We start from the raw sequence: 14,263 nt of genomic DNA on the forward strand, positions 1-14,263 counted from the left end.
CTGCGCAAACGATTTAATCAAAGATGCTATCGCTCATCTTACACTTAGTGTTGGCGTGCATTTAAAACAACCAAAATTGAAAATTGTAACTTGGAACTGTAATGGAGCATTTAGAAAGAAGTTTGAATACATTTCAGACTTTAATGCTGACATTTATATAATCCAAGAATGTGAAAACCCAGCAGAATGTCAACACCCTAAATATCAAGAATGGGCTGATAACTACATTTGGATAGGTGACACCAAAAACAAGGGACTTGCAATTTTTGCCCGACCTGAAATCGAGTTAAAAAAACTCGATTGGTCAAATCAGTTTAAAGATCACTATGTAAAACATTTCTTGCCTTGTAAAATAAATCAGGACTTTGAATTACTTGCTGTTTGGACTCATAAGAATAACTCACCCAATTTCGGCTATATTGGACAGTTTTGGAAGTACTTACAAATCAATAAAGGGAAATTAGATACGACAATTATTGCGGGTGATTTTAATAGCAATACAAGATGGGACGAATGGGATAGATGGTGGAATCACTCTGACGTTGTAAACGAATTAAAAGAACTTGGAATAGAAAGTTTTTATCATAAATACACCGGGGAACAGCAAGGTGCTGAAAATCAACCGACTTTATATTTTCAAAGGAAACTTGAAAGACCTTACCATATTGATTATGTTTTTGGTGCTCAAAGATTTTCTGACAGGATCAAAAAAATAGAAATTGGAAAAGCTGAAAAATGGCTAGAAATTAGTGACCATATGCCTATTTTATGTGAGCTAAATGAATGAAATACGACACGCCAACACTATATATGAGATTATAGCTGGCTCAGTGGGTTATCAAAGGTTTATGGTTACTTGTGAGGGCGCCAAATCTGCGATTTGGCATTTATGTCAAGAAGAAAATTAAACGCCAAATCGCAGATTTGGCTTTGTGGTAAATTGAAAGTTCATCGCTTTCTATTCAGCTACAATTCATATATTTAACGTTAGCGGGCATTGTAAAAAGACCGACACAACCAAAGCAAAGACTAAAAAACAAGAGAAAAAAGTTTGGAAAAAGAGCAAAATAGACGGCTTGACTTAAAAACAACCAAAGGTTGTCGAAAAACAACTGAGTGTAGTGACTTTACAACTGTAAGTAGCGGAATTTTTTATCGTTCCGCTTTGAGACAAAATAACTTTACAGCATCACTTAAAATTTAAAAAATATGATGCTCAATTCAACAATCATTGGCAATAAGATTGCCGAAGCAAGAAAGAAAAGTAATCTTTCACAAGCAGAACTTGCTAACATAATTTCAATTAGTCCGCAAGCAGTCGGAAAATGGGAACGTGGCGAATCAATGCCCGACATTACAACCCTGAATCGCCTTGCAGAAATCTTTGGCTTGGACTTAAACTACTTTTCACACTCTTTTCAGAGTGCCTCAAATGAAAAGCAGAACGAAACACATTCAATCGGAACACCCATTGAACAATCAAAGGAAGAACCCAAAAAACGATTCGATTGGAATATGTCAAACAGCAATTGGGTTGATGCTGACTTTTCAGGTTTGAAAGACCTAAAGGATAAGTTCAGTTCATCTAATATCAAAAATTGCAAATTCATTAAGTCCGACCTATCAGGTTTGACATTAAAAGGAAATGCAATTACTGATTGTGACTTTTCTCAATCGGACATTAGAAACGGGAAAATTTACGCTTCCGAAATTTCAAAGTCAACCTTCGAGGAAGCCAGTTTGATTGACGCAGAAGTTCAGCAAAGTGAAATTAAAAACTGCAATTTCAACAACTCAAATCTATCGGGAGCAGAGTTAATTAATTCAAACTTTCAAAAGAACTCAATTGATAATGCTGTGTTGAAACATACTTCCTTTAAAAATATTGGCTTCTCAGAAATAACCTTTGGTGGAAATATTGAAGATTGTTCTTTTGAAAATTGTTCATTTAAAGGAGTTAAGTTTGAAAATGTGACAATCTTGAATACGTTTTTCAAACACAACCGAAAATTCAATAAAGTAGAGTTCATAAACTGCAAAGTGGACAAATTAACTTTTGCATTTTTGAAAAGTAACGGTGCGAAATTAGAAGGCATAGTAATTATTGAAGAACAAAGCACTGAAAAAATATGAAAGAGAAAAAACAAGAAATCAACAATTACTTTAGTGAAGTGATCCGAATCAAAAACATCTGCTATCCAAACCAAGGACAACTTGATACGGTAATCGGGACACGTCATTATATCAATAATCATTACGATAAGGAATTAAATTTAACCTTCTTGTCGCATATGCGCTTTACTTCTAAATTTCATTTGCTTAGGCTCTTTAAAAGGTATTATGGGCAAACACCAAAGCAATACCTCATTGACAGGCGATTAGAGAAATCCAAAGAACTTTTAACAAGTGGACAAAGCATTACAGAAACTTGCTTTGATATAGGTTTTGAAAGTCCGAGCTCTTTCAGCACATTATTTAAATCCAAATTCGGACTATCACCTTCAAAGTTTCAAAAAAGAGCAACTTTCACAAAGTCGAACAAAATCTGATTTGAGATTTTTACATCTCAAACTTAAAATATTAAAAAAATGAAAGTAAAAATAATTAGCATTCCAGTGCAAGACCAAGAAAAAGCATTGAAATTCTATACCGAAAAATTAGGCTTCATCAAAAAAATTGACATCCCGCTTAGTGAAGGTAATCGTTGGCTGACAGTTGTAAGTAAAGAAGAGCCAGACGGAGCGGAAATTCTATTAGAACCCTCGCCAAATCACTTTGAACCTGCAAAATTTTATCAAAAGTCGTTATTTGATGCGGGCATTCCTTATACTCAATTCAACTGCGAAAATGTTCAACAAGAATATGAAAGACTTACAAGTGTAGGAGTTGAGTTCAGCGTGAAGCCAACAGAAATGGGAACGGCTAAAATTGCTGTATTTAACGACACTTGCGGAAATAACATTCAAATTGTTCAGATGATATGATGCAGAATAAGCAATATATAAATGGACAAAAAACTTATGAACAAGTAGGTGACACGCTCACCTACTTTTTTAAAAACGGCAATATAAAAGCTGAAGGTGTCTCCATAAATGATGTGATGCAAGGTGAATGGAAATTTTACAGAGAATCAGGGCAACTATGGCAAGTAGGCAACTTCAAAGACAATAAAAAACACGGCAAATGGATACGGTATGACAAACAAGAGAATTTAGAATACGAAGAAACCTTTGAAAACGGTAAAATTAAGATATGAAATAACAAAGACACAGATGGAAGAAAAACAAATTGAACAAATCGAACTTGATTGGAATAAAGCCATTGAGGAAAATGATGTTGTCGAAATGGCAAAATTTATGTCTGACGAATGGGTACTATTTTCAGGAGATGGTAATGTTGTAACCAAACAAATGTTCTTGGAATTGGTCGAAAAGGGAGATTTGGAACATACAGAAATGACTTTTGAGATTTTAGACGTTAAGATTTTTGACCACACCTGCATTGTTATGACAAAAGGCACAAGTTCAGGCATTTGGAAGGGACAGCATTTTAGCAACTTGGAAATAACTTCAACAGTATTTATCAAGCAGAACGAGAAATGGCTTGCAGTTCAAACAATGCTTGCACCAGTAAATAAAGAATAAAAGCAGAATGGCAACTTTTGCAACATTAGAAAAAATAAGCTTGTCTTTTCCCGAAGTGACGATAGAGCCCCATTTTGAGAAAATTTCATTTCGGGTAAAGAAGAAAATATTTGCTACCTATAATGAAAAAAACAATAAGGCTGTGGTCAAGTTATCGGAAGCTGACCAAGACGCCTTTTCATCGTCAAGTCTGAACATTTACCCAGTTGACAATAAATGGGGCAAACAAGGGTGGACAATTATAGAACTGGAAAAAGTAAACCAAGAATTGTTATCAGATATTCTAAAAACTGCATACTGTGAAGTAGCACCCAAAAAACTTGTTGAATTGATTGGAACAAACGAGAAATATAAAAAAACGACCCGCTAATCGTGTAGATGGCTCCGCCATCATTAGATAGCGGAGTGCACCTCACACAGCTCTACTGAGTTTATCGAAGTACCACCTGCCATACGGGTCTCGTATCCGGCGGTTCACCAAATCGAAGTTTGCTCCTTATTTAAGTAGTCTATCATAGGAACGAATTGCTAACGCCAGTGCTAAACCGAAAATAATCGCTAATTTAACCCGTAACTGACGGTTATACGAGACCGTTATCCTTTATTATAAAAACACCTATAAAGTTCTTTATTTGAGAACTTTTTTTGTATATTTGCTTCATACTTTTAAAAATGAAACGAATAATTGCGAAAAAGACACTTCGGGAATTCTGGGAAATGCACACTGATTCCGAACAATATTTAAAAACGTGGTATGAAACCGCCAAATCCTCAAATTGGACTTCTCCCAACGAAGTGAAACAAACCTACATCAATGCAAGTATTTTGAAAGATAGCCGGGTTGTTTTCAATATAAAAGGTAATTCATATCGATTGATCGTTAAATTTAATTACGAAAGACAATGGGCGTTTATTCGATTTGTTGGAACACACACTGAATATGACAAAATAAATGTTAACACAATTTAAAGGAAAAATGTTATGGAATTAAAACCGATAAAAACAGAAACTGATTACGAAAAAGCACTGGAAAGGCTTGAATTGATTTTTGACTCTGCTCCTGAAACAAAAGAAGGAGACGAAGCTGAAATTCTATCATTGTTAATCGAGAATTATGAAAATCAATATTATCCTATTGATGCACCCGATCCAATTGAGGCTATAAAAATTCGAATGGAAGAACTAAATCTTAAACAAAAAGATTTAATCGGAGTCATTGGAGGAAAAAGCCGTGTTTCGGAGATTTTGAATAAAAAGAAAAGATTAACTGTTGATATGATTAGGGAATTGGAGAGAATGTTACAAATTTCTGCATCAGTCTTAGTTAATAATTATACGCTAATAAAATAAACAAAGGATAATCGAGTAGGCGGCTCTCCCCATAATTGAGAAGAGTGCGCCTCTCACAGCTCTACTGAGTTTACCGAAGTACCACCGTATCCTTCGGCAAGCTCAGGACAGGTCGTACGGGTCTCGTATCCGGCGGTTCACCAAATCGAAGTTTGCTCCTTATTTAAGTAGTCTATCATAGGAACGTATCCAACCTGTCCTGAGCAAGGTCGAAGGGTACCCCCTGCCCATAAGGGACTTGCACCCTCTAGATTAATTATTTATCTTCGATACATAAAAGATGCTAATGCTGGGCACATACAAAGTATAGTAAATAGGGCGTTCTATGGTAAACAAAAGCTCATTGCTTTTACAAATACCACCAAATCGTTGATTTGACTTTTAAGGGCAAAAAAACGTTTGCTCATTGCAAACTTGAAAGGTTATTGTTTCCTAACACCCTACTTGCCACATACTAATCATCAAAATAAAAAATAAAAAAACTTTGGAAATAATTTGCTACAGTTGCGGCAGAGGAGAAAATCCCGAAAATTCAATTGAGGGAATTAAACATTGCTTGGAAGTAAATCCAAATTGGCGAATTGAAATGGATTTACAAATGACCAAAGATGGACGAATTATATTATTCCACGACTACGAAACAAAAAGAACAACCGGAGTTGAAAATAAAATTCAGGAATTGGACTTGGATACGGTCAAAAAATTAAATTCAGGATACAATTTTAAAGTAGGTTCTAAATTTCCATATCGCCAAAACCCAATTAAAATCCCAACTCTCGAAGAAGTTTGTATAGCGTTTCCTAATGCAAAACTATTGCTTGACGTTCATACTAATAACTTGAAAGCTGTTGATAAAATAATTGGAATTATAGAACAGAACAGAATGGAAAAGCAAATTATCGTTGTAAGTCATTACGACCAAGTTTTAAATGAATTTAAACTAAAGCGACCAAATTGGAACTACGGAGCATCTACAAAAGAGGTAAAAAAAATGGTATATAGCAGTTTTCTTTTTTTGGACAACCTATTCCCAATAAAATCAGACATTTTAATGTTGCCTGTAAAGTTTGATACTATTAAACTTATGACCAATAGAGTGATTACCCATGTTAAAAAGCGAGATAAACAACTTTGGGTCTGGTTAAACGAAGGAAAAGAAGTTGTAACAGTAAACTCAAAAAGGGAATTAAATGAATTGGAAAGCATTGGAGTGAATGGAATATTTACGGAATTTCCAGCTAAATTGAACAAAGAATTACTGTAGCTCAACAAGGTATAATTGTAATTACGGCGGATTCGGCTATGCCCGAACCCACTCGGAATTGCCAACATCGGTTCTTAGCCGAAAATCATTAACTTTAATGCCGTAGCTTATAATACCAGTTCTGATTTAAAAATACTCAAATAAAATACAGGTATTTTTTGTTTAGGCAAAAAAGAAAATGCAAGCATAGTCAAGGCTATGATTAAATTTTATTTTGAAGCATAAACGAAAAAGAGCAAATTTTAGGGGTAATTTTAAGTCAGAAATGGTATAACTATACAAAACCGTCAGGCTATCTCATAACCCCGAAATTTGATCCTCGGATTCGAGAGGGGTATCTTTAGGAAAATCCAAATACGGGATTCTTAGGAACCAAAAATAGATTTTGAGACAGACTACCGTTAGGTACAAGTTAAGCAGACTTACAAACAAAAAAAGGAACTTTGGCAGAATATCTTAAAATGAAAAACCTAAACCATTACGTTGAAAAATACAAAGAACAACTTGACAAAGGCGACATTCAAAAAGCCTACGTTGGGCTTGTTAAGTACGCAACAAGACTTGGAACAACATTATCCAAAAACCTTTCAGGACACTATTCATTCGGAAGTCTTTTTCAAGGGTATATGGACTATACATACTTTTACTACTCAAACGACTTTTTGAAAAAGCGAAAGTTAAAAATGGGACTTGTATTGAACCATTCCAAAATGCAGTTCGAAATTTGGCTTTTAGGCCAGACTATTCCGCTTCAAGAAAAGTATTGGGAGTATTTTAAATCTACAAAGTGGAATAAGCACAGAACGACAAGACCTAAATACTCTATCCTCGAAACTACTTTAATTGAAAAACCAGACTTTAACGACTTGGATAAACTAACAAGGCAAATCGAGGAAAAATTAGTGCTTGTGACAAATGAGGTTTTACAAGACATAAAAGCAAGCAAACTAAACTAATGAGACAAAACCAACCTGCACTTAACAGTACCTTACCTATAATTTTAATGAAATTTGCCAAAATAATAATAGCCTTAAATTGTCTTTTGCTAGTTTCTTGTGTATCAAGATTGAGCAGGCCTGTATTAATTGGAACCATAACTGATTTTAATGGAAAACCTATTAAGAACTGCTCTGTTGGGGAAAGTTTTACCGATAAAAATGGAAAATTTACCTTATCAGAAATTAGGTACAACCAGTTTTTACTAACTGAAATCTTTCAAATGGAAGCGCCCCCATTAATGGTTTCAGAAATTATATCCAAAAAAGGATACGAACCTAAAGAAATATATGCTTTTAGCACTTTTGGTGGATCTGGAAAAAAAGGCTCAAAATGGGATTTGGGTACAATTCGTTTAAAAAGCACAAATAACAAGCTACCTGATTTAAGCAATAGTAATTGGCAGATTAGCACAAATAAAGAAATGGATTCTGTATATTTTATAAGATCAAACTTTCATGATATATGTAAAACCAGAAAATGCAACGATTTTTATTACTATTACAACCAATATTCTGATAATTATTTAAGTTCTTCAAATAAAAACAATCTGCCCCTGGGGGTTTCCCGAAAGTTAATCAATGTAAATTTTGAAAGTGATAAAAATTTTTCAATTGAAAAAATCACACAATATGGCAATAAAGATGGTAGTTGGGGCAATTCAAAAGAAAATGATACGGTTACAGCAAATGGGGCATGGGGTTTTAATGAAGGAAAAAACACTTTTACATCTAATTTCAATGAACTTAATGGTGTTTATGAAATAGCAGAATTTGATTATGAATATATATTAATGATAAAAACTACTGGCAAAAATGGTTATAAATAATGCGAGTTGGTCTTGGCTCTTTTTCAGTTGCCCTGTATCCATATAGAAGACAAAAAAAAGTCCCGAACAAAAATTCAGGACTTTTTTGAAGAGCCGATGGAGGGACTCGAACCCACGACCTGCTGATTACAAATCAGCTGCTCTAGCCAGCTGAGCTACATCGGCCAAAAATCGAATGCAAATATAATCGCTAGAATTGTTTTTGCAAACATTTTTAAAAAAAAATTATAGTGAATTTACTTTTTTCACCAAATCATTAGCTTTTGCTTCTAAATCCTCACGAAGAGTTTTAAAATGTTTGTTTGCATTTTCTAGTTTACGCTCATTAGCTCTTACCATAAATCTATCAAAAGAGGTTATTGCTTCTTCTATAATTGCCTCTCCTGATTTATTATCTTTTTCAGGATTTTCTAATTCCCATAAATAAACTGCCTCTATAATATCTCCTAAAACGTAGTTTATATCTTTCTTAAGGTCTCTTTTATTTGCCATATCAAATTTGTTTTGTGCAAAATTAGTGTTTTCATTTAAATATTTGTTAGTAAAACCAAACTACTCTATAAAATTTCGTTTTATAGGATTATTATTTATTTTACTTAAACGTAATCTTTTTATTCTCCTTTGTAGATCACAAAATTGCGTGGAGTTTCATATAAAGTGATTTCTATATCGTATGCAGAAGCTATTTTTTTACGTAGTCTGTTCCAGATTACAACCGCTATATTTTCTACCGTAGGGTTTACATCCTTAAATTCTTTTACCTCTTCATTAAGGTTTTTATGATCCATGTAATCCTCTACTTCGGTTTTAATATATTCTTTTAGGATTTTAAGATCCATTAGATACCCTGTTTCCGGATCAATTTCACCTGTTACGGCTACGATAAGTTCATAATTATGTCCATGATATCTGGGGTTGCTACATTTGCCAAAAACTTCAAAATTTTTCTCGTCACTCCAATCTTTTCTGTATAATCTGTGTGCTGCATTAAAATGCGCTTGTCTACATGCCTTAATCCTCATAAGCTTATGTGTGAGTAAAATTTTTCGAAAATTATTTTAAACCATTCTGTATATGTTTCAGGGTTACCCAACATATCTTCTTTAACCTTTTCTATAGACATCCATTTCCAGTCTGCTACTTCCTCAGGATTAATAACAGGGTCTTTTTCATATTCCCCTATCAACACATGATCGTATTCATGCTCTGTAAGTCCATTATCAAAAGGAGCTTTATATATAAAGGAGATCGAATCTTTTAAGGTGGTTACAAATCCCATTTCTTCCTGAAGCCTTCGCATTCCTGCCCCTATGTTAGTTTCTCCTTCTCTTTGGTGACTACAACAAGTATTTGTCCATAAACCCGGTGAATGGTATTTATGATGTGCCCGTTGCTGGAGCATTAGTTCGTTTTTACTATTGATAACAAATACAGAAAATGCTCTGTGCAATACTGCTTTTTGATGTGCTTCCAGCTTAGGCATAAACCCAATTTGCTCATCATTTTCATTAACCAGGATAACTTTTTCTTCTTCTTCCATTCTTTTAAATTGCATCAAAATTACAAAATCATACCAGTAATTCATAATCTGCGCAGGTATTTAAAATAATACCAAAAGGGATAATAATTTGTTTATTACAGGGCAAAAATCAGGGATACGGTATCCGACAAACTCGGGCACTAGCCCACATTCAGTCGAAATCACGGAGGGATTAACATTTAAAAAAAACAAGCTTCTGCCAACCGCAGGGGATCAATTATTTCTTTATACGTTATAAAGCTATTTTAGGATTAATGTAAACTTTTTTAGGACGAGGCATACTTTAATGAACGGTCTCTATGTGTAGATAAAAGGCTTCTATATCACACAAAAAACGCTTTTTAAGGCGTTTTTTGTGTGACTAATAAACTTATAACAAGCGTGTCAAATATGTAATTATATATATTATTCTCGAAGGCTATCCTTTGAAAAGCAAACCCTAATTGAGATTATTTCATAATAATAAATTCGCTTCGTCTGTTTAACTGATATTCTTCTTTATCACAATTTGTATCATTACCGCAATCATTAACTGGTTGGGTTTCTCCAAATCCTTTTCCTGTTATACGATCTGCAGAGACCCCATTATCTATAATATATTGTACTGTTGATTTTGCTCTTCTTTCTGACAGATCCAGATTATAAGCATCATCTCCATGGCTATCTGTATGGGATCTAACTTCTATTTTCATAGCAGTATACTGATTCATTACTTCAATCACTTTGCCCAGTTCTACTTTTGCCTCAGAACGTATTTCTGATCCGTTAAAATCAAAATAAATTGGTTGTAATGATAGTATTTTTGCAAGATCATCCCCTACACCGGCAGATTTGATCTTCTTTTCTAAAGCAAGGGGCGTATCTATGGTTTGTGTTTTATCCAAAGTATTTATCAATTTCTCTAAGGTAACATACTCTTCCTTTTCTGCTCTTATAAAATACTTGGATTTACATTTTACTATATGGGTATAGGTTGCTTGTTCTCCTGCCACAAAACTTTGTACCAGATCGTTATTACCGTTATAAACTGAAACTTTTGTCCCGGGTAATAATTCATTAGTATCTTTATCGGTAATTAACCCGGTAATTGTTATCTCGCATGGTTCTTTTAAATCCTCTAACTGTACAAAACTGTATATATCATCTCCTCCTTTACCTCCACCTCTATTAGAGGAAAAATATCCTATTTTAGATGTCGTATCTACTATAAAAGCAAAATCATCTTTTGAGCTGTTAATAGGTTTTCCTACATTAACGATACCTTTTTCTTTTTGAACCCCTGCATCAAGGCTGGTTACATATACATCTAATCCCCCCAAGCCTATATGCCTGCCATTAGAAGAAAAATATAACTGGTCATCGGCACTTACAAAAGGAAATGTTTCTTTACCCTCGGTATTGATTATTTCTCCCATGTTTTTTGGCTCTCCAAAAGTCCCGTCACTCATAATGGCTACCTCATACAAATCTGAGAGTCCTTTACCCCCTGGCATATCCGAAGAAAAATATAATGTTTTTTCATCATTGCTTAATGCTGGGTGGGCAACAGAGTATTCGTCACTATTAAAAGGCAAACTTTCTGGTTCGCTCCATTTTCCTTCGTCATTCTTTTGCGATCGGTATATTTTTAACTTATTCGTTCCTTTTTCATCTCTGCCCAACTTTCCGTTATTAAAATTATTTCTTGTAAAATAAATTATTCTTCCATCTTTGGTAAAAGCAGGGGTCGATTCATGGAATTTAGAATTTATCACTCCGCTAAATCTTTTTATTTTTGAATAGCTATCGTTTACAGAGTCGTATTCTACTTCAAAAAGATTAAGAAAGGCTTCATTATTCCATTGGTGAATTGTTTTCTTTAGCATCAAAGTGTCTCTGGAAGAGCTAAAAACCACATTTTTCCCGTAGAAAGCGGTTCCAAAATCTGAAAAAACAGAATTAACAGGGGCGTTTTTAATCTTGAATCTGCCCGATTGAAAATCAATTTGTTTTATATAATCTTCTCCTTTTTTAAATAACTCTGCACGTTGGTCATTATCACTAACCTCTGCAAATTTTTGCATATACGTATTCGATTCGTCGTATCTCTCTTTAGATTTTAATGCCTGTGCATATCTAAAATAGTATTCTGGTTTAACCTGATCCGGATAAGAATCGACCAGCTCTTTGTACCATTTTAGGGCATCTTCAAATTGGCTGTTGAAATAATAACTATCTCCAAGATCCATAAACAGTTCTGCACTTTTGTATCCTTTTTGAACTACTTTAAGATACGTTTCCTGAGCATCAATATATTGATACCTATTAAACTGTTCTTTGGCTTTTTGCAGTTTTTTTTCTTGAGAAAAAAGAGTGTTATTTACTGTAAAGAGTAAAATAACAAGTAACAATGATTTTAGTAAATATTTTCTCATCTAAATTATATTGTGAGTTTGTGTTTAAAAGAAACGTGGGGTTAGCATTCTATTATATTTTTTGAAAAGCTCAAAGCGCAACATTATTTCATAACTACCATCGTTAAACTGGGTTTGTCCTAGTTCGGTAGTTTCTTTATCATAGGCAAAACCAATCATCATAGAGTCTGAAATCTGAAAACCTACCATTGCACTTACTGCTGCGCTCCAGCGATAAGCTGCCCCAAAAGTGAGGCGATCATACAGTAAAAAGTTTGCAGATACATCTACCTGTAATGGTGCCCCAAAAACTAGCTTACTTAAAATTGCAGGCTTAAGTTTTACATTATCGCTTAAATGAAATACATGTCCTGCTATTAGATAATAGTTAATCCTTTCTTCTGCCAAAAAGCTTACTGCAGCATTGTCATTAACAGTCGTGCTTTCATCAAAATGATCGGTTTCTAATAAATTAGGTGCACTTATACCTATATACGAACGATCTGTATGGTAATACACTCCTATCCCTACATTAGGGCTGAATTTGTTATCTATACTATTTTCAAATATGGGATCATTACTATAAAATTTTGATAATTTCTGAAAATCTACATTTAACAAATGTCCTCCTGCTTTTAGACCAAAACTTAATTTTCCTTGTTCTGAGGTTGGTATGGTATATGAAAAGTCTATATCAAAATAGGTTTCATCGGTAGGTCCTATTTCATCATTTACAATAGATAACCCCAGCCCTATACGCTCACTACTTCCTACAGGAGTATTAAGAGTTAAGGTTTGTGTACGTGGTGCCCCATCCAGACCTACCCACTGGCTGCGATGAAGCCCCATAACACTAAGTACTCCCCGACTACCTGCATAAGCTGGATTAACACTTACCGTATTGTACATATATTGAGTGTACTGTGCATCTTGTTGACCGCTAACAGAAGTTGAAGCAATACCAAAAATAACCAACATAAATATTATTAACTCTTTATTCATAAGCATTTCATTCGATTTAGGGAATAACAAATATATAATATTCCTCATACATTCTATTTATTTATATACAGGTAACCTGTTTTAGATCTATTAATTCCACTGGTATTTTCATATTCCAACATATAATAATAGGTACCTACAGGCAATTGTTCCTTTTTATTCATTGTAGCCCTTCCATTACTAATTCCCTCAAATAATTTAGCTCCGGGTTGTTCATAACCATCCTGCTCAAAAACTTTTACTCCCCAGCGGTTATATATTTGTAATGTGTTTTTCGGAAAGTTTTGTAATCCTACTATTCTAAATGCATCATTAATCCCGTCTCCATTAGGGGACATTCCTGTATATATCAAAACATCATCTTTTAAATCCAGTATCAGCACCGTTATATCTTCATAATCTCCATCATTATCCAAATCTGCATTAGTCTCATTTAGCGGGTCATCAGATATATCCATTACTTCATTACCATTTGGATCCTGACCAATCGCCATTGCCTGGTTAGATACACTACCTAGTAGCAAGTCTTCTTCTGTTAAAGTATAAATGGCGGTAAAACTATCTGTATCGATATCTCCTGCTTCTAAATCAACAGGACCTCCTTTAACTTGTACTCCTGGCAATGGATCCTTAATAGTAATATTTGTTAGAACCATATTACCTGTATTTGCCACAGTAAAAGTATATTGTATTTGATCTCCTGCATTCGGGACCCCATTGTTATTAGTGTCTATATATATTCCTTTTTTGGTTAATGCTAAATTAAACGTGGGGTCTAAGACTGTAATAGTAGGATCGTTAGCAGGGTCATTATCGTTGTCTGTATCTATAGTTTCATCTCCACTATCTGAAACATCTATTATAATATTTCCTTTTGTGTCTTTAGCCATAACAGTTGCACTATTGATTACTTCTCCCAAATCAATATCGGCTTGTGTAATTATATACGTTGCAGTTGTTACTCCTGTTTCATTAGGAGCTAATGTTCCTGGAATCACAGGCAAATTCACACTCCCCGTTAAAATATCATCTATTGTTATATTTGTTAAAGTTTCATTGCCTGTATTTCTAACCGTAAAGGTGTATGTTATAATATCTCCTACAGAAGAGCCACTTTTTTCTCCTGTTTTTATCAAAGAAATCTTTGAAGTTGCATCATCATCCAGTATAGTACCCACAGCGGTATCGGTAGTATCTCCTGCTGTTCCGAAGTCCACACTACCTACTGCTATAGTAAAAGTCTCG

The 14,263-nt window shown here is 34.2% G+C and carries 18 protein-coding genes and 1 tRNA gene; 12 read left to right on the forward strand and 7 right to left on the reverse strand.

Annotated elements, in window-relative coordinates; all coding sequences use genetic code 11:
* From ACZIYX_RS22470 to ACZIYX_RS22525, 12 genes are all read left to right on the forward strand, one after another.
* A partial coding sequence (locus tag ACZIYX_RS22470; protein WP_462684508.1) for an endonuclease/exonuclease/phosphatase family protein occupies positions 1-787 on the forward strand: 787 nt, incomplete at its 5' end.
* Between the two features lie 422 nt (positions 788-1,209).
* Positions 1,210-2,133 carry a helix-turn-helix domain-containing protein gene (locus tag ACZIYX_RS22475; protein ID WP_462684509.1) on the forward strand — a complete coding sequence of 308 codons (924 nt, stop codon included), beginning with the start codon at positions 1,210-1,212 and terminating at the stop codon, positions 2,131-2,133.
* On the forward strand, positions 2,130-2,549 hold the full coding sequence (locus ACZIYX_RS22480; RefSeq protein WP_462684510.1) for a helix-turn-helix domain-containing protein: 420 nt from the start codon (positions 2,130-2,132) through the stop codon (positions 2,547-2,549). The genes ACZIYX_RS22475 and ACZIYX_RS22480 overlap by 4 nt, the downstream gene beginning before the upstream one ends.
* A 39-nt stretch (positions 2,550-2,588) precedes the next feature.
* Positions 2,589-2,984: a VOC family protein gene (locus ACZIYX_RS22485; RefSeq protein WP_462684511.1), complete on the forward strand. Its 396-nt coding sequence runs from the start codon at positions 2,589-2,591 to the stop codon at positions 2,982-2,984.
* Positions 2,981-3,256: a toxin-antitoxin system YwqK family antitoxin gene (locus ACZIYX_RS22490; RefSeq protein WP_462684512.1), complete on the forward strand. Its 276-nt coding sequence runs from the start codon at positions 2,981-2,983 to the stop codon at positions 3,254-3,256. The genes ACZIYX_RS22485 and ACZIYX_RS22490 overlap by 4 nt, the downstream gene beginning before the upstream one ends.
* A gap of 16 nt (positions 3,257-3,272) precedes the next feature.
* Positions 3,273-3,644: a nuclear transport factor 2 family protein gene (locus ACZIYX_RS22495; protein WP_462684513.1), complete on the forward strand. Its 372-nt coding sequence runs from the start codon at positions 3,273-3,275 to the stop codon at positions 3,642-3,644.
* 7 nt (positions 3,645-3,651) lie between these two features.
* Positions 3,652-4,014 carry an MmcQ/YjbR family DNA-binding protein gene (locus tag ACZIYX_RS22500; protein WP_462684514.1) on the forward strand — a complete coding sequence of 121 codons (363 nt, stop codon included), beginning with the start codon at positions 3,652-3,654 and terminating at the stop codon, positions 4,012-4,014.
* A gap of 302 nt (positions 4,015-4,316) precedes the next feature.
* Positions 4,317-4,613: a type II toxin-antitoxin system HigB family toxin gene (locus ACZIYX_RS22505; RefSeq protein WP_462684515.1), complete on the forward strand. Its 297-nt coding sequence runs from the start codon at positions 4,317-4,319 to the stop codon at positions 4,611-4,613.
* Positions 4,614-4,625: 12 nt separating this feature from the next.
* Complete coding sequence (locus ACZIYX_RS22510; protein ID WP_462684516.1) at positions 4,626-4,994, forward strand: helix-turn-helix domain-containing protein; 369 nt, start codon at positions 4,626-4,628, stop codon at positions 4,992-4,994.
* Positions 4,995-5,478: 484 nt separating this feature from the next.
* Positions 5,479-6,258, forward strand: a complete 780-nt coding sequence (locus tag ACZIYX_RS22515) for a glycerophosphodiester phosphodiesterase family protein (RefSeq protein ID WP_462684517.1) — start codon at positions 5,479-5,481, stop codon at positions 6,256-6,258.
* Positions 6,259-6,701: 443 nt separating this feature from the next.
* The gene (locus ACZIYX_RS22520; protein ID WP_462684518.1) at positions 6,702-7,214 is read left to right on the forward strand and encodes a DUF7000 family protein; all 513 of its coding nucleotides are present in this window, start codon (positions 6,702-6,704) and stop codon (positions 7,212-7,214) included.
* Complete coding sequence (locus tag ACZIYX_RS22525) at positions 7,214-8,083, forward strand: hypothetical protein (protein WP_462684519.1); 870 nt, start codon at positions 7,214-7,216, stop codon at positions 8,081-8,083. The genes ACZIYX_RS22520 and ACZIYX_RS22525 overlap by 1 nt, the downstream gene beginning before the upstream one ends.
* Before the next feature lie 91 nt (positions 8,084-8,174).
* Here the strand turns inward: ACZIYX_RS22525 and ACZIYX_RS22530 are convergent.
* The 7 genes from ACZIYX_RS22530 to ACZIYX_RS22560 all read right to left on the reverse strand — a co-directional run.
* Positions 8,175-8,248, reverse strand: a tRNA-Thr gene (locus ACZIYX_RS22530).
* A gap of 60 nt (positions 8,249-8,308) precedes the next feature.
* On the reverse strand, positions 8,309-8,575 hold the full coding sequence (locus ACZIYX_RS22535) for a hypothetical protein (protein WP_462684520.1): 267 nt from the start codon (positions 8,573-8,575) through the stop codon (positions 8,309-8,311).
* Between the two features lie 119 nt (positions 8,576-8,694).
* Positions 8,695-9,105 carry a 6-carboxytetrahydropterin synthase gene (locus tag ACZIYX_RS22540; protein WP_462684521.1) on the reverse strand — a complete coding sequence of 137 codons (411 nt, stop codon included), beginning with the start codon at positions 9,103-9,105 and terminating at the stop codon, positions 8,695-8,697.
* Positions 9,102-9,668 (reverse strand): isopentenyl-diphosphate Delta-isomerase, encoded by a 567-nt coding sequence (gene idi / locus ACZIYX_RS22545; protein ID WP_462684522.1) that lies wholly within the window; start codon positions 9,666-9,668, stop codon positions 9,102-9,104. The genes ACZIYX_RS22540 and idi overlap by 4 nt, the downstream gene beginning before the upstream one ends.
* Before the next feature lie 404 nt (positions 9,669-10,072).
* On the reverse strand, positions 10,073-12,037 hold the full coding sequence (locus ACZIYX_RS22550) for an OmpA family protein (RefSeq protein ID WP_462684523.1): 1,965 nt from the start codon (positions 12,035-12,037) through the stop codon (positions 10,073-10,075).
* A gap of 24 nt (positions 12,038-12,061) precedes the next feature.
* Positions 12,062-13,018 (reverse strand): PorP/SprF family type IX secretion system membrane protein, encoded by a 957-nt coding sequence (locus tag ACZIYX_RS22555; RefSeq protein WP_462684525.1) that lies wholly within the window; start codon positions 13,016-13,018, stop codon positions 12,062-12,064.
* A gap of 53 nt (positions 13,019-13,071) precedes the next feature.
* Positions 13,072-14,263, reverse strand: a 1,192-nt coding sequence (locus tag ACZIYX_RS22560; RefSeq protein ID WP_462684524.1) for a DUF7507 domain-containing protein, incomplete at its 5' end; no start/stop codon positions are given.

This window comes from Aquimarina sp. (assembly GCF_977115655.1).

Excerpts from the sequence above, each read along its gene's own strand:
- ACZIYX_RS22475 (WP_462684509.1), top strand. The coding sequence starts at position 1,210 with ATGATGCTCAATTCAACAATCATTGGCAATAAGATTGCCGAAGCAAGA.
- ACZIYX_RS22480 (WP_462684510.1), top strand. The coding sequence starts at position 2,130 with ATGAAAGAGAAAAAACAAGAAATCAACAATTACTTTAGTGAAGTGATC.
- ACZIYX_RS22485 (WP_462684511.1), top strand. The coding sequence starts at position 2,589 with ATGAAAGTAAAAATAATTAGCATTCCAGTGCAAGACCAAGAAAAAGCA.
- ACZIYX_RS22490 (WP_462684512.1), top strand. The coding sequence starts at position 2,981 with ATGATGCAGAATAAGCAATATATAAATGGACAAAAAACTTATGAACAA.
- ACZIYX_RS22495 (WP_462684513.1), top strand. The coding sequence starts at position 3,273 with ATGGAAGAAAAACAAATTGAACAAATCGAACTTGATTGGAATAAAGCC.
- ACZIYX_RS22500 (WP_462684514.1), top strand. The coding sequence starts at position 3,652 with ATGGCAACTTTTGCAACATTAGAAAAAATAAGCTTGTCTTTTCCCGAA.
- ACZIYX_RS22505 (WP_462684515.1), top strand. The coding sequence starts at position 4,317 with ATGAAACGAATAATTGCGAAAAAGACACTTCGGGAATTCTGGGAAATG.
- ACZIYX_RS22510 (WP_462684516.1), top strand. The coding sequence starts at position 4,626 with ATGGAATTAAAACCGATAAAAACAGAAACTGATTACGAAAAAGCACTG.
- ACZIYX_RS22525 (WP_462684519.1), top strand. The coding sequence starts at position 7,214 with ATGAGACAAAACCAACCTGCACTTAACAGTACCTTACCTATAATTTTA.
- ACZIYX_RS22535 (WP_462684520.1), bottom strand. The coding sequence starts at position 8,575 with ATGGCAAATAAAAGAGACCTTAAGAAAGATATAAACTACGTTTTAGGA.
- ACZIYX_RS22540 (WP_462684521.1), bottom strand. The coding sequence starts at position 9,105 with ATGAGGATTAAGGCATGTAGACAAGCGCATTTTAATGCAGCACACAGA.
- idi (WP_462684522.1), bottom strand. The coding sequence starts at position 9,668 with ATGAATTACTGGTATGATTTTGTAATTTTGATGCAATTTAAAAGAATG.
- ACZIYX_RS22550 (WP_462684523.1), bottom strand. The coding sequence starts at position 12,037 with ATGAGAAAATATTTACTAAAATCATTGTTACTTGTTATTTTACTCTTT.
- ACZIYX_RS22555 (WP_462684525.1), bottom strand. The coding sequence starts at position 13,018 with ATGAATAAAGAGTTAATAATATTTATGTTGGTTATTTTTGGTATTGCT.